This window comes from Streptomyces sp. PA03-1a (genome assembly GCF_033792805.1).
Classification (GTDB): domain Bacteria; phylum Actinomycetota; class Actinomycetes; order Streptomycetales; family Streptomycetaceae; genus Actinacidiphila.
Window position 1 is genome coordinate 1 of record NZ_JARAVO010000053.1, and the last position, 24,573, is coordinate 24,573.

Annotated in this window: 15 protein-coding genes and 4 pseudogenes; 11 read left to right on the top strand and 8 right to left on the bottom strand. The window is 72.4% G+C overall.

Features of this window, described 5'->3' with window-relative positions:
- From PV341_RS14395 to PV341_RS14405, 3 genes and pseudogenes are all read left to right on the top strand, one after another.
- A pseudogene (locus PV341_RS14395) lies at window positions 1–445 on the top strand (phytoene desaturase); the annotation flags it as partial.
- Window positions 442–1,443: a phytoene/squalene synthase family protein gene (locus tag PV341_RS14400; protein ID WP_500327513.1), complete on the top strand. Its 1,002-nt coding sequence runs from the start codon at window positions 442–444 to the stop codon at window positions 1,441–1,443. The pseudogene PV341_RS14395 and the gene PV341_RS14400, both read left to right, overlap by 4 nt.
- Window positions 1,440–2,456 (top strand): Rieske (2Fe-2S) protein, encoded by a 1,017-nt coding sequence (locus PV341_RS14405; RefSeq protein ID WP_500327511.1) that lies wholly within the window; start codon window positions 1,440–1,442, stop codon window positions 2,454–2,456. Before PV341_RS14400 ends, PV341_RS14405 begins: the two co-directional genes overlap by 4 nt.
- A gap of 71 nt (window positions 2,457–2,527) precedes the next feature.
- On the opposite strand, the gene PV341_RS14410 is transcribed toward PV341_RS14405, so the two are convergent.
- Both PV341_RS14410 and PV341_RS14415 read right to left on the bottom strand, forming a co-directional pair.
- Entirely contained in the window at window positions 2,528–4,096 is a 1,569-nt protein-coding gene (locus PV341_RS14410; protein ID WP_500357970.1) for an FAD-dependent oxidoreductase, read from the bottom strand.
- The gene (locus PV341_RS14415) at window positions 4,087–5,301 is read right to left on the bottom strand and encodes a lycopene cyclase family protein (RefSeq protein ID WP_500357972.1); all 1,215 of its coding nucleotides are present in this window, start codon (window positions 5,299–5,301) and stop codon (window positions 4,087–4,089) included. The genes PV341_RS14410 and PV341_RS14415 overlap by 10 nt, the downstream gene beginning before the upstream one ends.
- A 221-nt stretch (window positions 5,302–5,522) precedes the next feature.
- Between PV341_RS14415 and PV341_RS14420 the strand changes: the two genes are divergently transcribed.
- Window positions 5,523–6,245: a class I SAM-dependent methyltransferase gene (locus tag PV341_RS14420; RefSeq protein WP_500327508.1), complete on the top strand. Its 723-nt coding sequence runs from the start codon at window positions 5,523–5,525 to the stop codon at window positions 6,243–6,245.
- A 48-nt stretch (window positions 6,246–6,293) separates the two neighbouring features.
- On the opposite strand, the gene PV341_RS14425 is transcribed toward PV341_RS14420, so the two are convergent.
- Window positions 6,294–9,725, bottom strand: a complete 3,432-nt coding sequence (locus PV341_RS14425) for a CARDB domain-containing protein (RefSeq protein WP_500327507.1) — start codon at window positions 9,723–9,725, stop codon at window positions 6,294–6,296.
- A 474-nt stretch (window positions 9,726–10,199) separates the two neighbouring features.
- Window positions 10,200–13,778, bottom strand: a complete 3,579-nt coding sequence (locus PV341_RS14430) for a S8 family serine peptidase (protein WP_500357973.1) — start codon at window positions 13,776–13,778, stop codon at window positions 10,200–10,202.
- 641 nt (window positions 13,779–14,419) lie between these two features.
- On the opposite strand from PV341_RS14430, the gene PV341_RS14435 reads away from it, so the two are divergent.
- Window positions 14,420–15,211: an SAM-dependent methyltransferase gene (locus PV341_RS14435; RefSeq protein ID WP_500357975.1), complete on the top strand. Its 792-nt coding sequence runs from the start codon at window positions 14,420–14,422 to the stop codon at window positions 15,209–15,211.
- Window positions 15,212–15,259: 48 nt separating this feature from the next.
- Here PV341_RS14435 and PV341_RS14440 read toward each other — a convergent pair whose 3' ends face one another.
- Window positions 15,260–16,465 carry an LLM class flavin-dependent oxidoreductase gene (locus PV341_RS14440; protein ID WP_500358000.1) on the bottom strand — a complete coding sequence of 402 codons (1,206 nt, stop codon included), beginning with the start codon at window positions 16,463–16,465 and terminating at the stop codon, window positions 15,260–15,262.
- A pseudogene (locus tag PV341_RS14445) lies at window positions 16,442–16,964 on the bottom strand (LysR family transcriptional regulator); the annotation flags it as partial. The pseudogene PV341_RS14445 and the gene PV341_RS14440, both read right to left, overlap by 24 nt.
- 136 nt (window positions 16,965–17,100) lie before the next feature.
- Here PV341_RS14445 and PV341_RS14450 point away from each other — a divergent pair.
- The 5 genes and pseudogenes from PV341_RS14450 (at window position 17,101) to PV341_RS14470 (ending at window position 20,553) form a co-directional block, all read left to right on the top strand.
- Window positions 17,101–17,181 (top strand): putative leader peptide, encoded by an 81-nt coding sequence (locus tag PV341_RS14450; protein WP_392567699.1) that lies wholly within the window; start codon window positions 17,101–17,103, stop codon window positions 17,179–17,181.
- Window positions 17,182–17,365: 184 nt separating this feature from the next.
- Window positions 17,366–17,509 (top strand): annotated as a pseudogene (locus tag PV341_RS14455) (dimethylsulfone monooxygenase SfnG); the annotation flags it as partial.
- 106 nt (window positions 17,510–17,615) lie between these two features.
- A complete protein-coding gene (ssuE, locus tag PV341_RS14460) occupies window positions 17,616–18,173 on the top strand; it encodes an NADPH-dependent FMN reductase (RefSeq protein WP_500327500.1) in 558 nt (185 codons plus the stop codon).
- Entirely contained in the window at window positions 18,170–19,366 is a 1,197-nt protein-coding gene (locus PV341_RS14465) for an SfnB family sulfur acquisition oxidoreductase (protein ID WP_500357976.1), read from the top strand. The genes ssuE and PV341_RS14465 overlap by 4 nt, the downstream gene beginning before the upstream one ends.
- 26 nt (window positions 19,367–19,392) lie before the next feature.
- A complete protein-coding gene (locus PV341_RS14470) occupies window positions 19,393–20,553 on the top strand; it encodes an LLM class flavin-dependent oxidoreductase (RefSeq protein WP_500357977.1) in 1,161 nt (386 codons plus the stop codon).
- Window positions 20,554–20,643: 90 nt separating this feature from the next.
- Here PV341_RS14470 and PV341_RS14475 read toward each other — a convergent pair whose 3' ends face one another.
- Window positions 20,644–21,279: a hypothetical protein gene (locus PV341_RS14475; RefSeq protein ID WP_500357978.1), complete on the bottom strand. Its 636-nt coding sequence runs from the start codon at window positions 21,277–21,279 to the stop codon at window positions 20,644–20,646.
- Between the two features lie 530 nt (window positions 21,280–21,809).
- Between PV341_RS14475 and PV341_RS14480 the strand changes: the two are divergent.
- Window positions 21,810–23,544, top strand: a pseudogene (locus PV341_RS14480) (sensor histidine kinase).
- Here PV341_RS14480 and PV341_RS14485 read toward each other — a convergent pair.
- The gene (locus PV341_RS14485; RefSeq protein WP_500327491.1) at window positions 23,456–24,502 is read right to left on the bottom strand and encodes an Acg family FMN-binding oxidoreductase; all 1,047 of its coding nucleotides are present in this window, start codon (window positions 24,500–24,502) and stop codon (window positions 23,456–23,458) included. The pseudogene PV341_RS14480 and the gene PV341_RS14485 overlap by 89 nt on opposite strands.
- Window positions 24,503–24,573: the final 71 nt, after the last annotated feature.

Genomic DNA, 24,573 nt, shown 5'->3' on the forward strand with positions numbered 1-24,573 from the left:
CACCACCACCGACCCCTCCCTCGCCCCCGAAGGCCGGCACCTGCACTACGTCCTCGCCCCGTGCCCCAACCTCTCCACCGGCCCCGCCGACTGGTCCCAGCTGGGCCCCACCTACCGGGAGCGCCTGGTGGAAGAACTGGAAAAGCGCGGGCTGGAGGGGTTCGAGGCGTCCGTCGAGACCTCGCGGACCGTCTCACCTGCCGACTGGGCGGCCGAAGGGCACGCCGCGGGCACACCCTTCTCCGCCGCTCACACCTTCGCCCAGACCGGCCCCTTCCGCGCCCGCAACCTCGTCCACGGTGCCGAGAACGTCGTGCTGGCCGGTTGCGGCACCGTACCGGGTGTCGGAGTGCCCACCGTGCTGATCTCCGGGAAGCTAGCGGCCGCCCGCATCGCCGGGGACCGTGCGGTGGCCCGGCACCGGCCGCGCAGGAGCGTCCCGTGACCGCCCGTGAACTCGACGCCGCGGGGATCACCGAGCCCCGGACGCGGGCAGCCTACAGCCGCTGCCGGGCGCTGAACGCACGGCACGGCAAGACCTACTTCCTGGCCACCCGGTTGCTCACCCCGGACCGCCGCCCCTTCGTCCACGCCCTCTACGGCTTCGCCCGGTGGGCCGACGACATCGTCGACGACTGCCACGACGGCAGCGGTGTCACCTCCGCCGCCCGGAAGCAGGCGCTCGCCGAGTTGGAGACGGTGCTGCTGGACGGACTGCGCACGGGCCACGCGGACCATCCCGTGGTCACCGCGCTCGCCGACACCGTCCGCCGGCACCGACTCGACCACACGCTGTTCACCGACTTCATGGCCTCGATGCAGATGGACCTGACGGTCACCGCCTACCCCACCTACGGCGACCTGGCCGGCTACATGCACGGTTCGGCCGCGGTGATCGGCCTCCAGGTCCTGCCGGTCCTCGGCACCGTGACGTCGCGTGAGGAGGCCGCTCCTGCGGCGGCCGCACTCGGCGTCGCCTTCCAGCTCACCAATTTCCTGCGCGACGTCGGGGAGGATCTCGACCGCGGTCGCGTCTACATCCCCGGCGACATCCTGGGCGCCCACGGGGCCGACCAGGCCCTCCTGACGTGGTGCCGGCAGCGGGGCACCACCGACCCACGGGTCCGCGCCGCCCTTCACGAGACCGCCGCTCTCACCCGCGGTGTGTACCGGCGGGCCGCCACCGGCATCGGCCTGCTCGCACCTGTCTCGCGCCCCTGCGTCCGAACGGCACTGGTGCTCTACCGGGGCATCCTCGACGAGATCGAGGCCGCCGGCTACCCGGTGCTCCACCGCCGCGTGGCCGTGCCCCGCCACCGCCGTGCGCGCGAAGCCGCCCGTGGTCTGATCGCCGTCGCCTCGAGCCGCGCCGTCCATCGGGCCTGCCCGCGCCCGGCGCCGTCCGGTGCCGCATCCGACACTCCCGAGGGGTCGCCGGTATGAGCCGCTCCCGCCGTCCGTTCCATCCGCTGGCCCTGCTCAGCGGTGGCAAGTGGCAGGACCAGCCGCCCACCTGGCACGAGGCCAAACCGGCCCTCGTCGCGGCCGCGCTGAAGCGCGCCCAGGCCCGGCCGTCCGGGAACTGGTACGTGGTGGCGGCCAGCTCGGAGGTCGCCAGCGGGCGCATCACCGGGAGGTGCGTGGCCGGCGTCGAACTGGTGCTGTGGCGGGACCGTCAGGGGCGAGTCCGGGCCGCCCCCGGCGCCTGCCCCCACCTGGGCGCTCCGCTGTGCGAAAGCTTCGTGCGGGACGGCACGATCGTCTGCCACTGGCACGGCCTCGCGCTGAAGCCCTCGGGGTTTCCCGGCTGGGAGCCCTACCCCGCCCACGACGACGGCCTCTTGGTGTGGGCGCGTCTGGACGCCGTCGGCGGTGAGGAGCCCTCGGCGGCGCCGCCCGTCCCCACGCGGCCCGCCCTCGCTTCGTCACTGGCGGCCGTCATGACCGTCGCCGGACGTTGCGAACCCGAGGACGTCGTCGCCAACCGGCTCGACCCCTGGCACGGCGCCTGGTTCCACCCTCACTCCTTCGCCGACCTGAGTGTCGCCGAGGCCCCTGCCGCCCATGACTCGGGTCCGGCAGACGTCGCCGTGGACCGGTTCCTGGTCGACGTCTCCTTCCGCGTCCGTGGGCGCCTCGGCGTTCCGGTGCGGGCGGAGTTCACCGCGCCCGGGCCGCGCACCGTGGTGATGCGGATCGTCTCCGGGGAGGGCGCCACCAGTGTTGTGGAAACCCACGCCACACCCCTCGGCCCCGGCAGCGACGGACGACCGCGCACCGCCGTGATCGAAGCCGTCGTCGCCCACTCGCCGCGCCGGGGCTTCACCCTCGCGCGCCGGGCGGCGCCGCTGATGCGGTCGCTGATGCGGCGCGGTGCCGGCCGGCTGTGGCGCGAGGACCTCGCCTACGCCGAGCGCCGCTACGCCCTGCGCAGCCAGGGCCGGTTCCCCGGCTGACGCCCTGCCGTGCGGTGAGCGGCCGTGGGGAGCGGCCCCGTTCGACGGGGTGCCGTAGGGCCTCGGCGGATTCAGCCGCACCGGGACAGGGCGCGCATGACGTGGTTCCGCCCACCCAGAGGGACCGACCACAACGGGTGGCCGCGTACGCCCCAGGTCGCCAGGAGCGCGTTCGCCGCCTGCATGCCCGTGGTCGCCGCGCGCTCCATCAAGGCCACCGGCAGCGCGGTGCGCACCAGGTCTCCGGCGAGCACCAGGTGGGGGTGGGAGGTGAGCACGCCGGGCCGGTCCTGGTAGCCGCCGACGGAGAAGAGCGGGCAGTCCTGCCGCCACTCGTGGCGGCTGTCGACCAGGGTCGCCCCGGCGCACTCGGGGTAGATCCGGTGCAGTTCGCGCAGCATCGAGTCCGCGACGACGGTCCGGTCGGCGGCTGGGTCGACGGCGTACGCGTGGAGCTCCACCACCGAACCCCCGGTTTCCCGAGCCCACCGGGCCGCCTCTCCCTCCCAGTGGCTCAGGACACTGACGTTGTCCACCGGGCCGAAGCCGCTGGTCCCCAGGAAGCCGGGCCGGTCGGGCCGCACGGGCCGGTCCAGCCAGCAGCGCGAGACCAGGAAGGGCGGCGCCTGCCGTAGGCGTTCGACGCCCGCGCGCCAACCGCCCCTCTCCAGGCCGGGTGACGCCGCGACCACGGCCTGAAGCCCGGCCGTGTCGAGGGCGAGGACCACCGCGTCGTACCCGTGCTCCTGCGGCGCGTGAGGTGAACCGGTCGCGGTGACCGTGAGCCGGAAGCCGTCCCCGTCGGGGTGCACGGCCAGCACCGTGCGACCGGTACGGATGGCGGTCCCCATCCCGGACAGGTGGTCGGACAGCGGCTCCCACAACGCCTGCGGATACGGCTCGCGGGGAACGTCGAACAGCAGCCCCTCCGACGAACCGAGGAAGTAGATGTGGAACATCAGCACCAGCTCGGCGGCGGACAGCTCCTTCGGGTCGGCGAAGAAGCTCCGCGAGAACACCTCGAAGGCCAGGTCCCGGGCCTCTTCCGGGAAACGGATGTCGTCCAGGAAGGCGCTCGCGCTGATCCCGTCGAGCCGCTCGTACACCTCAGGGACGCGCACGTCCAGCAGCGGCAGGGCGGCCCGCGGGTTCATCCGGGCCAGGCTCGACCAGCCGAAGCTGGGGCTGAGCGCGACGAAGCCCAGCACGCTCCACGGCGGTGTGCGCGGCACGTTGCGGAAGCTGTCACGGGCGCCGGTGCCGCGCTGGAGCGGGTAGTCGGCCAGCGGTCGCAGCGAGTCGAGACCAGGGTCGACCCGACGGAACAGTGCGCGCAGGTTGTAGTACTGGCGGAAGAAGGCGTGGAAACCCCGGCTCATCGTGACCGGGCGGCCGTCGGCCAGAGTGGTCCGCCATCCGGCGGCCCTGCCGCCGAGCACCTCCTCCCGCTCCAGCAGGTCGACCCGGACGCCGCGCTCGGCGAGTGCGGCGGTCGCGGCGATCCCGGCGATGCCTCCACCCACCACGGCGACGCGGGGCCCAGGTGCCGGAACACGATCGGCGCCGTCCCGCGCCGGCCACAGGCCGGCCCTGCGATCGCGGCCGGGACGGACCGGCCGGAAGGGGGCATTCACGGGCATGCGGTGGCCTTTCGTCGTGGAACCAGAGGGAGCTCCAGCAATGAGCGCAGCATGGCCGGCACCGGTGTGGTGAGACCGATCGCCCACTCCTCGTGCAGGGTTGACGTGCCGTCGAGGAAACGCAGGATCCGGTCCGGGGGGTTGCGGCTGAACAGAGCTTCGAAGAAGCCCGCCCCACCGGCCCGGCCGGTCGCCAGCGCACGCAGCATGACGGCGTCCATGAAGCGGTGACGTGCGGCGTGCGGTACGGGTGGCCGGGGGGTCCGGCCGGCCTGCCAGGCGGCGGCCACCGCGGCCGACTGCCGCTGGATCCCGGCGAAGGAGTACCCCGTCGACGGGCGGGTGGCGCCCCCTGCCACGCCGATCCGGAACACGCTGTGCCCCGCGCGACGGGGGAAGCGCCCGTCCGTCATGGGGATGACCCCCTGTTCGACAGCTGTCACGGAGTAGTGCGAGATGCGCCTCCCGCGGACGTACTCCTCCAGTGCCGCGTCGTAAGCGGACCCCGTCATCGGTTCGGCGGAGAACTCCGTGTACTCGACCAGTGCCTCGCGAGGGGTGAAGGGCAGCACGTAGGCGAAGGACAGGCCGTGTTCGGGCTGGCGGGTGCGGAAGTCCATCAGGTCGGCGACTTCGGGGTCGAAGCGGTCGTCCCGGGTGGTGACGAACCAGCCCCGGAAGTGCTGCAGGAGCGTGGTGCGGGCGGCCGGCAGGTCGCTCGGGGGCCGTGAGTCGAAGACCCAGCGGGCGTTCAGCCGGATCGCACGTCCTGCCACGTCGTGGCCGGTCACTTCGGCGCCTCCCGGCACGTCGCGCACCTGGGTCACGGTCGCCGCGACCCTTCGTACTCCGGGCCGGCGCTCGAGCACGGCACCGACTCCGTGGAGGAAGTCGGCCGAGCGGATCATCCGGTAGGCGCGAGGGGACGTGAACGAGATGTGGCGGCCGTCCCTGGCCGTGATCCGCATCCGGTGCCAGCGGGCGGCCACCAGGCTGTCGTACTCGTCCTGCTCGTGCTCCCAGGAGCACCATGTCCGGGCGGGGGAGCGGAGGGGCGACCCCGCCGGGGGCTCGACGAGCACGACCGATGCGGGCAGGCCGCGCGGACCCGGCGAGGCTGTCAGACGGTGGGCCAGCGACAGCCCGGCGGCGCCCGCCCCGACGATCACGACGTCGACGGCATCCAGGTGGTCGGCCTCGGTCAACGGATCCTCCCGAACGGTGACGCGTGCGGAGCGGTTGTGGCGATGATCGCCGCTTCCGCGGCCGGGAGGGACCACGGTCGACCCGGACACGCGCTTCTTGATCCGTCCGTGGATGTGCCCGCCGAGGTGCGCCTCGACGGGACCGAGGGTGGGATGGGCACTGGCCGGACATGGCCGGCGTTCGCCGTCCCCGTACCTTTCCGGCGGCAGAGGAGCACGGCATGACCCTGATGCACGGTGGCGAACTCGCGTCCGCGTTCGACCACGCCGCCACGCTGTACGACCGGATGGTCGCCGTCAATCCGGGCTACCACGCCCATCTGCGACGGTCGGCACGGCGGCTGCGGCTGCCTGCCGGTGGTTCGGGCATGCGGCTGCTGGACCTGGGGTGCGGCACCGGTGCGTCCACCGTCGCCCTGCTCACGGCGGCCCCGCGTGCGCGGATCACCGCGGTCGACTCCTCCGAGGGCATGCTCCATGTCGCGGCCGGCAAGCGATGGGGCCCTGGTGTCACCTTCCACCACGCCCCGGCCGAGGGCCTTGCCGAAGCGGGGGCGGCCGGACCGTTCGACGCGGTGTTCGCCGCCTACCTCTTCCGCAACGTGGCCGACCCTGATCTGGTCCTCGCCCGGGTGCTGGACACGATGGCCCCCGGCGGGCGCATCGCGGTCCACGAGTACACCCTCAGCGGGCGGCCTCGCCATCGCGCGGTATGGACCGCGGTGTGCCGGGGACTGCTCCTGCCCGTCGCGCGCCTGACCGGGGACCGCCCCCTGTACGAGCATTTGTGGCGCAGCGTCCTCGCGTTCGACACCGCCGACGTCTTCGCCGCACGGATGCGACGGGCGGGCTTCCGGCAGGTGCGGGTCCTGCCCTTGCCCGGCTGGCAGACCGGCGTCGCGCACACCTTCGTGGCACGAGCGCCGGTCGGCGGCCGGACGTGACACCGTGCGGGGTCCCCGGCTCGCGGTGAGCCGGGGACCCAGCCGGTTTCAGACGGACCTGCGCGCTGCGGATGCGCCGTTCGGCGATCCGGTGATGGTGAACTGGGAGCCGGGCTCGATCAGTACGTTGCCCTGGGCCGAGTTCGTGATCGTGACGTTGGTCAGGGTGGCACTGCCGCGGGCGCCGCTCATCGCGAGGATGCCGGAGCCGTTGACGGAGTTGTCGATGCGGACGTCGGTGACCTTGACGCCGGGCATGGAGCCGCCGCCCGTCTTGAACTGGATGCCGTCGTAGGTCGAGTCGTGGATCTCGGTGTCCCGGATGGTCACGCCCGGGATGTCCGTGCCCTGGGCGAAGAGCGTGATGGCGCCGAACTCCTGCGCCTCGCCCCAGAACGCGCCGCCCGTCCGGTACAGGGCGTTGCCCGAGATGGTGGTCTGACCGGAGAAGGGGATCGGGTCGTGGTCGGTGGCGAGCATGATGCCCGGGTAGTTCATCGTGTCGGAGACGATGTTGTTCTCGATGGTGTTGCCGTAGCCGCCGTAGACCGCGATGCCGTTGGCCCGCCAGGGCAGCTGGATGGTGTTGTTGCGGAAGTGGTTGTCGTGGCCGACGTCGACCGAGGTGTCCTTGACGTACTTGCTGGCCCACACCGCCAGCGCGTCGTCGCCGGTGTTGCGGAACGAGGAGTTGTAGACGGTGGAGTTGCGGGTGCCGTTGGCGAAGTTGATGCCGTCGGCGTAGGTGTCGCGGATCCGGACGCCGGTGAACTCCAGCCCGTCGCCGGGGCCCCACAGCTCGGGGATGTTGGAGTAGTCACGGCCCACCCAGACGCCGACGTTGGCGTGCTCGATCCACACGTTGGTGATCTTCGTGTCCTTGCCGAAGCGCCCGTTGAGGCCGACACCGCCCTCGGCGTTGCCGTCGCCGCCGCGGATGGTGCCCGAGCCGAAGATGGCGATGTCGGAGATCTGGGTGTTGCCGTCGATGTCGAAGCCGAAGTTGCCCTCGTGCGGGTGGTTGATGCCGCCGGCGTTCTGCGGCGGGGTCAGGGTGTAGAGCTGGGAGTGCCACATGCCCGCGCCGCGGATGGTGACGTCCTTGATGCCCACCTGGTTGTACTGGCCGCGGTTGAGCGGGTCGTCGGTGAGGATCTTCTGCTCCTGCCGCCACTGCCCGGCCGGGATCCACACGCAGGAGATCTGGCCGTTCTGGTCGGCGGTGACCGCCCGCTGGATGGCGTCGGTGTCGTCGAGCCCGTCGCCGGGGACGGCCCCGTACTCGGTGATCGAGGTGCAGTTGGCCGGCTTGCTCAGCGCGGGAGCCACCTGCTCCAGGTCGATCAGGTCGATGACGTAGTAGGCCGCCGAGTCGCCCGCGTCGCGCTGCAGACGGAACGTGGTGCCCTGCGGGTACGTGCGCGACAGCAGCGCGTGCGCCTCGTCGAACAGCCGCCGCGCGTCGCCGCCCGGCCGGTTGGTCAGCCCCTCCGGGTCGTCGGTGCTGCCGTACAGCCAGCTGTGCTTGGAGGAGAGGTTCAGCTTCTGCACGAACGTGCCGTCGGCGTACAGGCTGATGGTGGCGTCGGCTCCGCCGCCGGCGGAGGCGTCGGGGATGGAGTTGCGCACCACGATGGAGTTGGTGGACGTGGTGGAGGTGAACTCGACGTACTGACCGCCGGAGTCGAGGCGGACGGACTTGCGGCCCGAGGACTCGGTGGCGAAGTTCGTGTGCCCGAAGGTCCGCTTGGCGTCGGCGGTGAGCAGGGTGCCCTGGTAACGGCCGTCCTCGGCCTCGTACTCGGTGTACGGCAGGGCGGCGCCGCGTCCGACGACGAGGGACTTGGTGAGCACGTTGTTGTTCTCGTTGGTCTCGGTGACGACCCCGGTGGCGTCCGCGGTGGCGGTGAGCGTGGCCCCGCCGGCGGTCGCCGTCCAGGTCCCGCCGATCGCCACGTTGACCGTGGCACCGGCCGCGACCTGACCGGTCGTGCCGTTCAGCGTGGTGGTGCCGGCCTGGAGCCGGGTCACCGAACCCGCCGCGGCGGCGGTGATGCCGCGGTTGTGCACGGCGACGGTGAAGGAGACGGACGCGCCCACGGCCGGATTCGCCGGGTTCGTGGCGATGGAGGTCACCTCGAGGTCGGGGCCGGGGGCCTGGCTGACGACCAGCCGGTCCGCGGCGTTCCGGCTGTTGTTGGTGTCGTCCAGCTCGGCGACCGTGTTGCGCGGGTCGACCACCGCGGAGACGGCGTAGCTGCCGGCCGCGCGGGTGCCGGTGGAGACGGCGACGGTGGCGGACGCACCCGGGTCGAGGGCGGGCACGTCGGCGCTGCCGGCGACCGTGCCCTCCACGCTGACGTCCACGGTCGTCGCGGCCGAGCGCGCGGTGCCGGCGTTGCGCACCCCGGCGTTCACGGTGACCGCGTCCCGCTCCGACGGGGCGGCCGGTGACCAGGTCAGGCCGGTGACGGTGAGGTCGGGCGCGGGCGCCGCGGTGCCGACGACCTGGAACTCGGCGACCTGCCCGCCGGGCGCGCCGGTGTTGGAGAAGAACCGCAGGCGCACGTCGGCCCAGCGGCCGCTGACCGGGATGGTCACCGCGTTGCCCGTTCCCGGGCTGAAGGCGTAGTCCGCGCGGTCGCGCAGCGAGGTGAAGCCGGTGTCGGACGCCCCGCGGCCCAGCACCTGGATGCCCTGGGTCCTGGCGCCCCACACCGGGTCCGGGTTGAGCTTGACCACCACGGCGGTGACGTCCGCGGCGGAGCCGAGCTTCACGGTGAGGTCCGCCGGGTGGCCGGCCGCCTCCCAGTAGGTGGAGGTGGAGTCGTCGGTGGCGTTTGCGGCGACGTAGGTCTGCGTCGACGACGTGGCCTCGACCGGCTTGTTGCGCGCCAGGTTGGTGCCGGTGGGCGGCGGGTCGGTGCTGCCGCCGTCCTCTCCGTACACCTCCAGTTCGGACAGCTGCGCGGCGTTCCAGCCGGTGTTGCCGGTGACGTTGACGCGGACGTACCGGCCGTTGACGGGCGAGCTCAGGTCCACGGCGACGGTGTTGGCCTGGGCCGGGTTGAACACCCGGCCGGCGGAGGCGGAGAGCGTGGTGAACGAGGATCCGTCGGTGCTGCTCTGCAGGGAGAGCGTCTCGGTCCGGGTCTCCCAGCCGGAGGGCAGTTTGAGCACGATCCGGTCGACGGCACGGGTGGCGCCGAGGTCGACCTGCACCCACTGGGGGAAGGAGCCGGCCGGGCCCTCCCAGTAGGAGGCCTGGGCGCCGTCGGTGGTGTTCCCGGCCGGGTACGCGCCGAGGGAACCGCCGGCGGTGGCAGGGCGGCCGAGGGCGAGGTTGACGTCGGCGGCGGCAGCGTCCGAGGCCGTGGGGGCTGCCTGTGCGGTGGCGGAGATGGGTAACAGCCCGACCGTCATGAGCCCGGCCAGGACGGCGGCGGACAGCGACCGTCGGCCGAGGGGTCTCCAATGCATAGGGTCCTCTATTCCGTGGGGGCGGGGAGCGCGGCAGCCGGGCGAGGAGGAACCAGGAGGAGCAGGGGGAGCAGGGGGAGCAGGGGGAGCAGGAGAAGCGGGGACCGAAGGGGAGCGTCCCGACGTGAGAGCCGGCCATGCACGCCAATTGAGTCAGCCAGTCAACTTCTTGCGGAAACTGCGTCATTAGGTTTCTCGTACGTCTCGGGTTTGTCAACAGCTTGTAATTCAGGGGTAGTTGAGGCCGAGCCGTGCTTGCGTCACTTGCGGATCGTTTGCGCGCGTGGGTCTGTGGGCCATGGCGGCATAGACCCTGTTAGACCCTACGAACGGCGTCCGGATGAGCCGGCGTCGGTGTGGCGAGCGCTCGAAGGGGATGCAATTTATTGAGTGCCCTACGCAAGATCGCTGGCGGGCATGCGAAAGGGCCGGTGCCCGGCACGATGTCGTGCCGGGCACCGGCCCCTCACGGTGTCACTTCAGGCCGAAGGCCCGGGTGACGGTCTGGGTGACTCCGCCGCCGTTGCGCTGCTCGGCGGTGACGCGGATCGACACGTAGCCGGCCCGGTGCGGCGCGTTCAGAGCCGCCTGCCAGGTGCCCTTCTTCTGCTTGAGTCCCTGGCGCAGCCAGGTCGCGCCGTCGTCGTAGGAGACCTCCAGCCGGACCGAGGAGACCGCGTCCCCCGCGGCCGAGCTGCCGAGCACCACCGGAGAGACCGAGAGTTCCGTCCTGCGCTGCGCCCGGCCCTCGGCGTCCAGTGCCGTGCCGTAGTCCAACTGCACCAACGGGACGGCCTGCACACCCTCCGGGGCACCGGAGCTGAAGCGCCACTCGGTGCGGGTGGCGGTGGAGTAGGGGCTGAGCCCGGTGTCGCCCTTGGTGTCGACGACCAGCCGGTACGGGAGCTTCTCGGGCGCCAGGTCACCGACGCCGAACCAGGGGAAGCCCTCCATGTGGGTCAGTTGCCGGTCGCCCTGGTAGAAGGAGATCGCCTGGTACATGCGCGACCCGCCGCTGTGCGCCGACCCCGCGTCGCCGAACCCCTGGATGTAGGCGCTCATCGCGTTCTCGCCCCGGTAGGGGAGGTCGGAGGTGACCATGCGCGGCCGGGTGATCGGCCCGAACCAGCGGTCCTTGTGCACACTGCCCGCCCGGTAGGTCATCAGGTCCGTCGACGAGCCGCCCCAGCCGTCCAGCGCCGCGTTCTGCTGCCACGTGACGCCGGCGGTGACCCAGTCGGTGCGCCGCCCGGGGGCGACCACCTCGGCGGGGAGCGCGTTGGGCGAGAACCCGTTGTACGGCGGATAGTCGTACGACGGGAAGTCCAGCCGCGACTCGGTGACCTGCCGTCCGGGAGGCGGGGTGAAGTCGACGTCGACGCGCGCGAGGCTGCGGGCGTCCGTCCTGGCGGAGGGATCCACGGGAATCCCACCGAGGTGCTGGTCGACCAGGTCGTACAGGTACGTCGGCGCGGGATGCGCCTCGACCGCCAGCCGCACGCCCTTCCTGCCCGCCGCGGTGGCCTCCTTGATCAGCGCCTCCCCTTCGTCCAGGGACAGCGAGGCGACCGGGAGCTGCCCGGTCGTCACCTTGTCGGGGTCGCCGTACCAGTCGCTGCCGCGGCCCTCGCGGTCGTTGACCACCAGCAGCAGTGCCGCACCGGCGGCGCGCGCCGCCGCGGCCTGATCGGCCGGCGTCACGGCGTCGCTGTCGCGGACCACCACGGCCCTGCCGCGGGCGGACACGCCGGCGTACTCGGCCCGCGTGCCGGTACCGGCGAAGACGGCCTCCAGGCGCGAGGTGCCGTCCCGCAGTGGCCGGGAACCGGGCTGCACGAGCGGGTCGTCGAGGCGGTGGCCACGGTAGGTGATCTCCAGGGGCCGCTGCTCGGCACGGATCCTGGTGGTGAAGACGAAGCTTCCCTTGCGCACCTCGTCCTTGGTCGGCAGCGCCCACAGGCTGTCGTACGTCGCCGAGGGCCAGATCCGCTCGCGCAGGGCGCTCCCGTCGCCGGGGGTCGGAGTGCCGGAGGTGAAGGAGCGGTACAGGTCGATCCTGCTGCTCACCACGCTGGTCGGCTGCGGTGTCGCCACCTTGACCTGGCGGGCCCGGGAGGCGTCGAGCACCACGGAGCGGTCGCCGGTGAGCTCGATCTCGGGTGCCGTCAGCACCGCGAGCCCGAGGGAGTGGGGCCCGTGGAGTCCCTGCACGTCCGCCAGCGACGCGACCATGTAGGAACCGGGCGCCCAGCGGCTGGTCAGCGACCCGTCGGGAACCCACAGGTAGGTGGAACCGCCGTCCGCGCTCCGGACCTCGACCTCGCCGCTCGCGGGCCGGCCCGAGCGGTCCTTCAGGCGGATGGTGAGGTCGTACTTCTCGGACTCCACGGAGACCCCGACCGCCGTGTGGACGTCACCGCCCGCGTGGCGTGCCGTGACCCGGGCGCCGTACTGGCCCGCCGCGAGGCCCTTCGGATTCACCACGACCTCGGCGGTGGCGGTGCCGTTCGCCGGAACCGTCACCCGGTCGCCGGACAACGCGAACACCTGCGCCGGGGAGTCGCCGCGGTCGACGGAGAGCTGCAAGGTGATCGGGCGGTCGGTGGTGTTGGTGTAGGTGATCTGCCGCTTGACCGGCTGCCGCGGCGCACCGGGCGACCACCGCACCAGCCCCGCGTCGACCGATCCGGTCGCGATGACCTGGTCCTGGTTGTAGGCGGCGGCCACGTTCAGCCGGCCGGTGCCCGCCCGGTAGGGGCTGTAGTCGGGGGTCGGCACGGTGGTGCCCATCAGGGCGTCCTTGATCTGCCGGCCCGTCCACCGCGGGTGCTTCTGCGCCAGGAGGACCGCCGCCCCGGCCACATGGGGCGTGGCCATGGAAGTGCCGCTGTCGACCCGGTAGAAGCCCTCGCCCCACTCCATGTACTGCGAGCGCGCCGCCAGCACGTCCACGCCGGGGGCGGTCATGTCGGGCTTGATGGCGTCGTCGTTCATCCGGGGTCCCGCGCTGGAGAACTCGGCGACGTGGTCGGACGCGTCCACCGCGCCGACGGTGAGCGCGGCGTCCGCCGTCCCGGGCGCTGCCACGCTGTAGGCGCCGGGCCCGTCGTTGCCCGCGGCGATGACGAAGAGCGCACCCGTCTCGGCGCTCAGCCGGTTGACGGCCTGACTCAGCGGATCGTCCTGGGTGTGCCAGCCGCTGACGCCCAGGCTCATGCTGACCACCTTGGCGTGCTCGGTCCGCGCCGCCCACTCCATACCGGCGATGATCCCCGAAATGGTCCCGGATCCGGTGTCGTCCAGGACCTTGCCCACCAACAGGTCGGCGCCGGGGGCGACCCCCTGCTCCTTGCCGCCGGAGGCGGCGCCCGTCCCGGCGACGGTGGACGCCGTGTGGGTGCCGTGCCCGTTCCGGTCGACGACGTTCCCGTCCGGGACGAAGCTGCGGGACGCCACGACGCGGTCCACCAGGTCCGGATGGGTGGCGTCCACCCCGGTGTCGAGGACGGCCACCCGCACCCCGGCTCCCGTGCCTCCCGCGGCCCAGGCGGCGGGCGCCCCGACCTGCGCCGTGGTGTCGGCGAGCGTCGCCTTCGCCTTGCCGTCGAGCCACACCTTGTCGACGCCGGCGGTGAACCGCGGTGCGGCCGCGGCCCGTTCGGCGTCGGCCCGCGCGGTGCCGGTGAGCGCCGACCAGAAAGCCGCCGTCTTCGACCGCCGGGTGCGGACCGCCTCGCCGCGGACCGAGGGAAGGCTGCGCGTGGTCTCGGCCCCCGGCAGCGCCGAGGAGCGGGACGTGAGGGTGGCGGAGCCCTCGGTGCGGGTGACGATCAGGGGGAGCGCGCTGAGGTGCGCGTCGTCGTAACCCTGGGCGATCAGCTGCGTGACGTTGAAGAGTTGCTTGTCGAGCAGCCCCTTGGCGATGTACGCCACCGCCTCGTCGGGGAACACGTAGGTGTCCCCGCCCTCGGTCGCGACGCGCACCGAGCCCGTGGCCCCCGGCGCGCGCTCGACCTCCACCGCGGGCGCGGTGCCTTTCGGCCCCTGGGTCACCGTCACCTTGTCACCGGTGACCAACGTGACCCGTGCGGACGTGCGTTGTGCCTCGGCGGTTGCGGGTGTCGCCGGGGCCGACGGGGAGGGAGGAACGCTGTTCGCCGCTCCAGGGGTGACGAGAGCGACGACAACGGCAGCAGCCACGGCCGCCGCATATCTTCGGGTAGAAGGGGGTCTCACATTGCCCTCCAGCGTGGATGATTGCACGAATTCGATCACCACTGAAGAGGGCGTGTAAAGAGCTTGAACCTGAGGCTATCGGAATGTAGCGTTCTCTGTTTTCGGGTCGGATGGACCTGGTCGTGGCGGCCGGGTGAGGTGCCCTCAGGAGACCCCGGTGACCTGCGGGTTAAGAGCCCGGGGGAGGGTCCGCGAAATTTACCGACCGGAAACAAAAGAACTCGAGCGGCGGTGCGGCCGGGGCCCCGCTTTCCCCGAAAGTTTCGAGGGCGGGAATGAATGCTCCCACCGTTTTGCCGTGAATTCGGGAGCGCCCGAAGATGTCGCCATTTGTGACACCAAAGCCGTGGGGACGCGGCCGTGACCTCAGCCAACTCCCCATGCTGGCCTGGGACATGGTGTGCGAGACTGCCGTGATCGACAGCACGTCCGACCCCCCCTCGGCGATGGAGTCCGTCATGACGACCGGCACCACCCCCCACTCACCGCGGATCGACACCAGCAGGGCCCACCCGGCGCGCGTGTACGACTGGCTGCTGGGCGGCAAGGACAACTACCCCGTCGACGAGGCCGTCGGCGAGAAGCTGCCGCCCGAGGCGCGTGACGCGGCCCGGCAGAACCGGCAGTTCATGCAACGGGCCGCCGCCTGGCTCGCCGCGCAGGGCGTCGACCAGTTCCTCGACATCGGCTCGGGCATCCCCACCGAACCCAACCTGCACCAGATCGTCCAGCGCGTGACACCGGCGGCGAAGGTCGTCTACACGGACAACGACCCCCTCGTGCTGCACCACGCGCAGGCGCTGCTGGCGGGCCGTCCCGAGGGCGTCACGGACTTTTTTGAGGCCGACGTCCGGCGGCCGGAGGAGATCGTCGAGCACGCGCGGGGCGTCCTGGACTTCACACGCCCCGTCGCGCTCTCGCTCATCGCCCTGCTGCACTTCGTCCCCGGCGAGCAGGACGCCCACGGCATCGTGCGCCCCCTGCTGGCCGCGCTGCCGCCGGGCAGTTACCTCGTCCTGTCCCACGCCGCGTCCGATCTCTTCCCGGAGCTCGCCGAACAGGTCACCGCCGAGTACGCCAAGGGCGGCATCCGCCTCGGCTTCCGTTCGCACCCGGAAGTCGCCCGATTCTTCGACGGCCTGGACCTGGTCGCCCCCGGCCTGGTGACGGCCCCGGAGTGGTTCAGAACGTCCCCGGCGCCGTCCCCCGAGGACAGTGGGATCTACGCAGGAGTCGCCCGCGTCCCGTGACGCCCGCGCCCGCAACGGTGCGAGACGCGGTCCGGCCGGGTCGCAGCGTCACCGTCCGGCGGGGAGCGGCCGTCCGGCGGGCAGGTCGTCCTCGGCGGGCCGCCACCCCAGCTCGGGCGCGACCAGGTGCCGTACGTCGTGCAGGATCTGCTCGTACTCCTCCCGGTGGAACTCGTACGGCAGTTCCAGCCGCAGCTCGGTCACCGACGCGAGGACGGGGTCCGCCGTCAACCGTTCCAGGATCTGCTCTGCGGTCCCGACCACATCGGGAGCGAACAGGACCTGCTTCGGGCCGAAGGCCCGCGGGGCAAGGGTGCGCTCGCGCCGGCCGGCCGCGTAGCGCTCGTAGCGGGCCCGGGTGACCGCGTCGGCGCTGTCCAAGGGCACGATCACACGCCCCACGGCCACGCGCGGCGCCGGCCGGGCCTCGTCGAGGGCGCGCCGGTACTCGGAGAGCAGGTTCGACTGGGCCGTCGTGAAGTCGTCGGTGCCCTCGCTGCTGACGATGTTGCCGGACAACAGGTTCAGGCCGTTCCCGGCGGCCCAGCGGACCGAACGCACGCTGCCGGCGCCGTACCAGATCCGGTCCACCAGCGCGGGGTCGTGCGGTTGCAGCCGCGGCCGCTGGGTGTTCCCGGGCGACTGGATCACCGTGTCAGGGCCGCCGAGGTAGTGGCCGCGCAGGTTGTCGACGAGCCGGGCGATCCTGCCGTACGACAGGTCCAGGCTGCGCCAGTCGCCGTCGTGCACCAGGTCGCCGAGCAGCTCGGCGTGGGGCATGCCGGTGCTGAAACCGGCCTGGAGCCGTCCCCGGGACAGCACGTCGGCCAGCGACAGGTCCTCGGCCAGCCGGAACGGGCTCTCGTACCCGATCGGGATGACCGCGGTCCCGAGCTCGACCCGCCGGGTGCGCTGCCCGGCCGCGGCGAGGAACACCGCGGCCGAGCCCACCCCGTGTTCGAGGTGGCGCTGACGGATCCAGGCGCCGTCGAAACCGAGCCGTTCGCCGTACTCGAACAGCTGCAGCGTGTGCTCCAGACCGGTGTACGGATCGTCGTCCTCGAAGTTCCCCGGAGTGAGGAACGCCAGGGAGGTGATCCTGGGTGCCTCCTCACGGCGTGGTGGGCCCGGCGGCAGCGGAGGGGCGAGGCCCGCCCGGGATCGCCGCGAGCAGTTCGCGGGTGTACGGGTGGCGGGGGCGGGCGAACAACTCCTCGGCCGTCCCGGTCTCGAGTCGGAACGGATGCACACCACGGGACGGCCGCGCAGGAGCTCGGTGGACTCGATGCCAGGTGGCATGTCATCGCCCCGCAGGTAGTTCACCAGCCCCAGGTCGAAGCCACCCTCCAGCAGCCCGCGGTGGATGTCCGCCTGCTGCGCGCCGACCACCTCGACCTGGGTGACCGGGTGCGAGGCCCGGAACTCGCGCACGATCGGGATGAGCAACGGGACGGTGGCGCTGTTGACCGTGCCGAGCCGCACCATGCGGCTGACGCGGTGCTGCTCCCCGGCCGCGCCACGGAGCCGGTCGACCGCGTCCAGCACGCTCAGGATGTGGGGCAGCAGCTCCCTGCCCTCGTCGCTGATCTTCGCCCCCGACCGCTTGCGTTCCAGCAGGTCCACCCCGAGCTCGCGCTCGAGGTTCCGCACGGTCTCGCTGAGCGCCGGCTGGGACAGGTGCAGTTGCTCGGCGGCACGCCGCAGCGAGCCGGACCGTGACGGCGGCGATGTACTCGAGCTGTTCGATGCGCACGGCAGGAGAGTGCCGCCGGCAGCGAGCCGGGTTCAAGGGAATCCCTGTCACAAGCTCGTGAATACCGTCTCTCAGCATGTGGAATCGCGTCCGGGCGTTCTTGACCGGCCGGACTTCCTGCTGTTCCATCGAAGACATGAAGCGACAGGACCTCACGCGGCGACGCCACGTCGACCTCGAGCGTGTCTCCAGCTCCTTCTGTCGCCGCCGGGCCTGAACGCGCCCGAGGGAAACCCTCGCACGCACGTCGATCTCCCCCGTGAATTCGTACTGCGGCCGCCATCTGCCGTGACCGCCGCCTGCCCGGGAACCTCCGTCCCGCGCGCCTGAATTCCGGTCGACGAACCTCCTCCCCGCCCTCGCGCGCGCCGATCCGTGCGCACCTTCGCCAGGAGACCCCCATGCCCGCACCACCCGCGACCGACCCCCTCCGTTTCGCCTACTGGGTGCCGAACGTCAGCGGCGGACTGGTCACGAGCAGCATCGAACAGCGCTGGGACTACGACGACAACCGCGAACTGGCCGTGCGCGCCGAGGACAACGGGCCGTTGCCCCTCGTCCGCGAGATGGAGGCCGCCCGGCCCGCCGGCGACGCCCCCGCCCTCACCCGCACCGCTCACTGACCCGCCCCGACACCTGGAAGGTCCCGGTATGGCCACCGTCCTGTCCGTCTCCGGAAGCCCCTCCGCAACGTCCCGTACCGCGCGGCTGCTGCGCCACCTGGACGACCGGCTCACCGCCCAGGGGCACGAAGTGATCCCGCTGGACGTCCGCACACTCCCGCCCGAGGCCCTGCTGCACGCCGACTTCGGCCATCCGGCGATCGTCGAGGCCGTGGCCCTCTTCGCCCGGGCGGACGGCGTCGTGATCGGCACCCCCGTCTACAAGGCCGCCTACTCCGGGCTGCTGAAGTCGCTGCTCGACCTGCTCCCGCAGTACGCGCTCGCGGGCAAGACCGTCCTCCCGCTGGCCACCGGCGGCACCACCGCCCACGTCCTGGCCATCGACTACGCCCTGCGCCCCGTACTGAGCTCCATGAACCCCGCGCACATCACGCCGGGCTGGTTCACCCTCGACAAGGACATCACCGTGGGCGACGACGGCACGCTGACCGTGGCCTCCGCATCGGCCGAGGCACTGCGTCAGGTCACGGACCAGTTCTCCGGTGCGCTCGGCGGCCACCCCACCTTCCTGGCGGCCACCGGATGAGCGCCGCGACCACCATCGCCGACGACGCCGAGGCGCTCGCCGTCGCCGCCGCACTCGCCGCCGACTTCCGCAAGGGCGCCGCCGAGCGGGACGCACAGCGCAGGCTCCCGCGCCCGGAGCTGGAACGGCTGTCCGCCTCCGGCCTCCTCGCGGTGACCGTGCCCGCCGAGTTCGGCGGCGCGGACGTCAGCACCGGGACGCTCGCCGGCATCTTCCATCTGCTGGCCGCCGCCGATCCCAGTCTCGCCCAGATCCCGCAGAGCCACTTCGTGTACGTCAACGTGCTGCGCCGGCAGGGCACCCGCGAGCAGAAGGAGTTCTTCTTCCGCGAGGTGCTGCGGGGGAAGCGGTTCGGCAACGCCCAGTCCGAAGCGGGCACCCGGCACGTGCAGGACATCCGGACCCGGCTCACCCGGCTGCCGGACGGCACGTACGCGCTCGACGGCGTCAAGCACTACTCCACCGGCGCCCTGTTCGCCGACTGGATCCCGGTCCTCGCCCGCTCCGACGACGGGAACCTCCACGTGGCGTACGTGCCGCGTGACGCGCCCGGCCTCACCGTCGTGGACGACTGGGACGGCATGGGGCAGCGCACGACGGCCAGCGGCACCGTACGCCTGGAGTCGGTGCTCGTTCCCGCCGAACGGGTCGTGCCCCACCACCTCACCTTCCGGGGCCCGCAACTGCACGGCGCCGTGGCCCAGCTGCTGCACGCCGCCATCGACGCGGGGATCGCCGCCGGCGCGCTGGCGGAGGCCGTGGAGTTCGTCCGCACCAAGAGCCGCCCCTGGTTCGAGAGCGTCGAGGAGGGGCACGAGGCCGCCGCCGAGGACCCCCTGCTCATCCAGCGGTTCGGGGAACTGGCCATCCGGGTGCGGGCCGCCGACGCGCTCCTGGCCGCCGCGGCGAAGGCCGTGGACGCGGCGCGTGCCGACCTGACCGAGACCTCGGCCGCCGAGGCCTCGATCGCGGTGGCCGCGGCCAAGGTGACGGCTGCGGAAACCGCGGTGGAGGTCGCCAGCGCCCTCTTCGAGGTCTCCGGCACCCGGTCGGCACTCGACTCCCTGGGCCTGCACCGTCACTGGCGCGACGCCCGCACCCACACCCTGCACGAACCGTCCCGCTGGAAGGTCCAGCACATCGGCCGGTACGTGCTCAACGGCACCAGGCCGCCCCGCCACGGCCTGCTGTGACGGACCACCCCGATCGGAGAGCCCACGTGTCCCTCACCTTCCACTGGTTCCTGCCCACCAACGGCGACAGCCGCCACGTCGTCGGAGGCGGCCACGGCACCCCGGCCACGCGGTCCGGCCGCGACCGGCCGCCGACGGTCGCCTACCTGAGCCAGATCGCCCGCGCCGCGGAGGACCTCGGCTTCGCCGGCGCGCTCACCCCCACGGGCGCGTGGTGCGAGGACGCATGGCTGACCACCGCCATGGTCAGCCAGCACACGCCACGGCTGAAGTTCCTGGTGGCCTTCCGGCCCGGCTTCGTCTCGCCGACGCTCGCCGCGCAGATGGCGTCCACCTTCCAGCGCCAGACCGGCGGACGGCTGCTCCTCAACGTCGTCACGGGGGGAGAGAGCCATGAGCAGCGGGCGTACGGCGACTTCCTGGACAAGGATGCGCGGTACCGCCGCACCGGTGAGTTCCTGGAGGTCGTGAAGGGACTGTGGGAGGGCAAGTCCGTCGACCTCCGCGGTGAGCACCTCCAGGTCGAGGACGCGAAGCTCGCCCGGGTGCCCGACCCGGTTCCCGAAGTGTACTTCGGGGGTTCCTCACCGGTGGCCGGCGAGGTCGCCGCCCGGCACGCGGACGTCTACCTCACCTGGGGCGAGCCGCCCGCGCAGGTCGCGGAGAAGATCGCTTGGATCAGGGGCCTGGCGGCCGGACAGGGACGCACCCTGCGCTTCGGCATCCGGTTGCACGTCATCACGCGCGACACCTCCGAGCAGGCCTGGGCCGAGGCCGACCGGCTCCTGGACGGATTCGACCCGCAGACCGTCGCGGCCGTCCAGGCCGGACTGTCCCGCAGCGAATCCGAGGGCCAGCGGCGCATGCTCGATCTGCACCGCGGCGGCAGCCGCGACCGCCTGGTGGTCCACCCCAACCTGTGGGCGGGCATCGGCCTGGTCCGCGGTGGCGCGGGTACCGCGCTGGTTGGAAGTCACGACGAGGTCGCCGAGCGGATCAAGGAGTACCACGCCCTCGGCATTGAGGAGTTCATCCTCTCCGGCTATCCGCACCTGGAGGAGGCGTACTGGTTCGGAGAGGGGGTCCTGCCGAGACTCCAGGCACAGCGCCTGTGGCGGCACCCCTTCGGCAGTCAGGCGGCCGACTCGGCGCAGATCCCCTTCGCGGGCGCGGGAGGAACACCGTGATCCGCCCCTGAGCGCCGGGCTCCTTCTCGCCCGCCGTCAGGGCCCGGGGAGCCGAGCTCCCCGGGCCGGTGCTGAGCGTCGCGCCGGGCGTCAGCGCAGCCAGGCGTGGTCGCGGACGACGGGCAGCCGGGCCCAGACGCGGCCCAGGCCCCAGGTGGTGCCCGCGGAGGCGGCGGCAAGGGCGGTCAGCACGACCGCGTACACGAGGTGGTAGTCGGCGAAGGGGTTGGTCGACATGCTGGGCGACCCGTCGGCCAGGTGCCGGGCCGGAGGCCACTCGGCGACCCACATCAGGGCCATCATCGCGGTGCCGGCCACGGCGGAGATCCGCAGCGCCACACCGCTCATGACCGCGACGCCGACGCCCAGCAGGCCCAGCATGAACAGCCAGTCCGCCCAGGCGGCGCCGGCCCAGGCGTGGAAGGTGGACTGCAAGGGACCCGCGGCGACGCCGCTGAGGAACCCCTTGGTCGGCGAGCCGCCGTCGATCCAGCCCTTGCCGGAGCCGGTGGCGTAGCCGAGACCGAAGGTCTTGTCGAGGAAGGCCCACAGGAAGACGAACCCGGTCAGGACGCGCAGTCCGGCGAGGACGTACACGCGCGCGGACGTGGCGGACGTTGCCGACGTGGCAGCAGCCTCGCCGGACGGGGCGGTGCCTGTGCCGGTCCTGCGCCGTGCGGGGAGGCGGAACCCCGTGTGCCGCTGGGGGTGTCCTTGGATGGCCATGGTGCTGATCCCTTCCGATCCGGGCGGAGCGTGAACCTGGTGGATTTCGTTGCGTGTTCACTGTCCTGCGTGGCGGAGGTGCGGCGCCGTGGGCCGAAGGCCCGTGGGCATGGGGCCGAACGTCCCTTCTGCAGCGACCAGTTGGTGCACCAGACCGTGTGCGCTGAACGGTTCGCGGACATGGGCAGTCAGCGGCGGGGCCGGCGCGCGAATGCCGCGCAGCGGGAAACGGATGCCGAGCGCCTCAGTGTTGGCCGCCCTCGGATCATGGAGGCGCAGCACGCCCACGCGCTTGACGTGCCGGGCCCCGCGGCGAGGCGGCCGAGCCGTCGACGGCGGCCGGCTCGTCGGTCGAGGACCGAGTGGGCGCGACAGGTCCCCTGCGGGAGCCGGGGCCGTGGGCGACGCCCCCCGGCCACCGCGCCGGTCGCAACGGCGGAACGCCGGTGGAGGGACGTTCGAAGTCGCCCCGATCCGGCTATCTTGAAGCTGGTCACCTGCCTGCTGTGCCGGATGGAGGATCCGTGGGGATGGACGGCAGCGAGGGCGCGGAGCGCCTGCCCCGGCTGAGGCTCGACGAGCTGCTGGACGAACTGCAGACACGCATCGACGCGGTCCGGGGGACGCGGGACCGCGTGCACAGCCTGCTGGAGGCGGTGCTGTCGGTCGGGCGGGAGCTGGACCTGCCGCAGGTGCTGCGGCGGATCGTGGAGGCGGCAGTGGTGCTGGTGGACGCCGAGTACGGGGCGCTGGGCGTGATCGGCGACGACGCGAAGCTCGCGCAGTTCCTGACCGTCGGGGTCTCGGACGAGCAGATCGAGGCGATCGGTCCCCTGCCGTCGGGCCACGGCATCCTCGGCGAACTGATCCGGCACCCCGAACCGCTGCGCCTGCGCGAGCTCTCCCACCATCCGGCCTCGTACGGATTCCCGGTCGACCACCCGCCGATGCACTCGTTCCTCGGGGTGCCGATCCGCGTCCGTGACGAAGTGTTCGGCAACCTGTACCTGACGGAGAAGCGCGGCGCCAAGGAGTTCGACGACGAGGACGAGACCGTGTTGTCCACCCTCGCCGTCGCCGCGGGCGTCGCCGTCGACAACGCACGGCTCTACCAGGAAGCCCGGTCGAAGCAGCGGTGGCTGGAGGCGAACGCGGAGGTCACCGCCAGTCTCCTGTCGGGGGTGGACGAGTCCCGCATCCTGGAGCTGATCGTGGAGCGCGCACGCCGCATCACCGGCGCGGATCTCGGGGTGGTCGCGCTGCCGGTCGACGGCACGACGGACGTGGAGGTGGCGATCGCCACCGGCACCGACGCGGACCTCCACCGTGGACTCACCCTGCCCCCGGCAGGGGTCCTTCGCGGGCGCCGCCATGGAGGCCACCGAACCGATCACCAGCCCGGACGTGGAGCACGATCCGCGCATCACGGCCGGCCCGCCCCGGTTCGCCGGGCTCGGCCCTGCGGTGGCCGTCCCGATGAGCGCCCCGCAGGGGGTGCGCGGCGCGCTGTTGCTGGCCCGCGCAGAAGGGCAGCCGGTGTTCACCGAGACCGAGACGGAGTTGCTGCTGGCGTTCGCCGGATCGGCCGCCCTCGCCATGGAACTGGCCGAGCGACGCCGTGCCGCAGAGCAGATGGCACAGCTCGAGGACCGCGACCGTATCGCCCGGGACCTGCACGACCTGGCCATCCAGCGGTTGTTCGCCACCGGCATGACCCTGCAGAGCGCGGCGCGTTTCGTCGACCACCCCCAGGCGAGCGAGCGCCTGCTGCGCGCAGTGGACGACCTGGACGAAACCATCAAGATCATCCGCTCGACGATCTTCGGCCTCCGTGTCCACGAAACGACCTCGACCCGGCATGGTCTGCGGGTGCGCACTGCGAAGGGGGTCGAGGAGGCCGTGCCCGCGCTCGGGTTCACCCCGGCACTGCGGATGGAGGGCCTCATCGACACCGATGTTCCGGCCCCAGTGGCCGACGAGGTCGTCGCGGTGCTGGGTGAGGCACTCTCGAATGTGGCACGGCACGCACACGCCGGTTCGGCTGAGGTCGCCCTGGTGGTCGGCTCCGGCATCCTGGCACTTGCCGTGACCGACGACGGGGTGGGGCTGCCCGAAGGCGGCCGCCGCAGCGGTCTGACGAATCTCGCCAGGCGGGCCGAGAAGCTCGGCGGGTCGTTCACCGTCCGGACGAGGCCGTCCGGGGGGACGCACCTGGAGTGGAAGGTGCCGCTCGGCCCGGAGCCGGCGCGTGATGTCCCTCCATGACCTCCGTCGCCGACATGCGCGGGCTTGCCGGGTCCTGAGGGCCGTACCCGAGCCGGACGAGCATCTGGACGTGTCCCGGCCCGCTTTCCGCGCTGCGCAGCGCCCAACGCAGGTCGGGCCACTCCAGTGCCTGGTGCAGCAGCGACGCCCGCACCCGGTGCGCGGTGGCCACCAGAAGGACGTGCTCCAACGCCTGGCCGGCCCGCAGCCAGTCCGCACGCCGGTCGTGGGCGGTGGACAGCACCGCGATCAGCGGCTGCTGCTCGAATACCGCGGCCGGCAGCTGATTCTGCGGACCCAGCGCGGAGAAGTCCCGCATCGGCAGCCGCCCTGCGGCGTCCCGCGGGCCCAGGGCCACCGGCGTCAGGCCGTCCCGAGCACCTTCGCGGATCCAGCCCCGGCTCTCGGTACGGCGCGCGGGGTCGGTCACACCCCGCTGCTCCGCCTCCGAGGTCAGCCGCAGTATTCGCTGGGTCTCGCCGGCGTCCGGCACGTACAGTTTCGCCCCCTCCGAGTGGGCGGCGTCCGCCAGTTCGGCGAGGACCGGCCCCGGGGGCCGGTGCGCCGAGAAGGGAGCGCGGCTGCTGTGCCGGCGCCACAACGCCTGGTACAGGTCCGCACGGTGCTCCCCACCGCTGCGGGACGGTCCGGCCAGCCGTACCGAAGCCAGCAGGTCCGGCTGCGCCGGGACCGGCAGCAGCCGGACGACGGGCTCCCAGCCGAAGTGGGCCACCGCGACCCGCAGGTTGAACACCGCCGCACCGACGGACACGTGCAGCGCCCGGCCCAGTGGGTCGGCCTCACGCAGCCCGCGCTCACCCGCGGCACGGACCAGGACCGTGGCGGTGTCCGGCTCCAGGCGGAATCGCCACGGCTGGCTGTTGTGGAAGGACGGCGCGGCGACGGCGGCGGAAATGAGCTTCTCCAACGTCGCGCCGTCGAGGGTCGTCGGCATCATGGTGGTCTCCTCCCGGCCCGGAACCTGGCTCCAGGTTCCGCCCCGCCGTGCTCGCGGGGGAGGGGCCGCTC

Bases quoted from the DNA above. Each gene is read 5' to 3' on its own strand.
- PV341_RS14405 (WP_500327511.1), top strand. From the start codon at position 1,440: ATGAGCCGCTCCCGCCGTCCGTTCCATCCGCTGGCCCTGCTCAGCGGT.
- PV341_RS14410 (WP_500357970.1), bottom strand. From the start codon at position 4,096: ATGCCCGTGAATGCCCCCTTCCGGCCGGTCCGTCCCGGCCGCGATCGC.
- PV341_RS14420 (WP_500327508.1), top strand. From the start codon at position 5,523: ATGACCCTGATGCACGGTGGCGAACTCGCGTCCGCGTTCGACCACGCC.
- PV341_RS14425 (WP_500327507.1), bottom strand. From the start codon at position 9,725: ATGCATTGGAGACCCCTCGGCCGACGGTCGCTGTCCGCCGCCGTCCTG.
- PV341_RS14435 (WP_500357975.1), top strand. From the start codon at position 14,420: ATGACGACCGGCACCACCCCCCACTCACCGCGGATCGACACCAGCAGG.
- PV341_RS14450 (WP_392567699.1), top strand. From the start codon at position 17,101: ATGAAGCGACAGGACCTCACGCGGCGACGCCACGTCGACCTCGAGCGT.
- ssuE (WP_500327500.1), top strand. From the start codon at position 17,616: ATGGCCACCGTCCTGTCCGTCTCCGGAAGCCCCTCCGCAACGTCCCGT.
- PV341_RS14465 (WP_500357976.1), top strand. From the start codon at position 18,170: ATGAGCGCCGCGACCACCATCGCCGACGACGCCGAGGCGCTCGCCGTC.
- PV341_RS14475 (WP_500357978.1), bottom strand. From the start codon at position 21,279: ATGGCCATCCAAGGACACCCCCAGCGGCACACGGGGTTCCGCCTCCCC.
- PV341_RS14485 (WP_500327491.1), bottom strand. From the start codon at position 24,502: ATGATGCCGACGACCCTCGACGGCGCGACGTTGGAGAAGCTCATTTCC.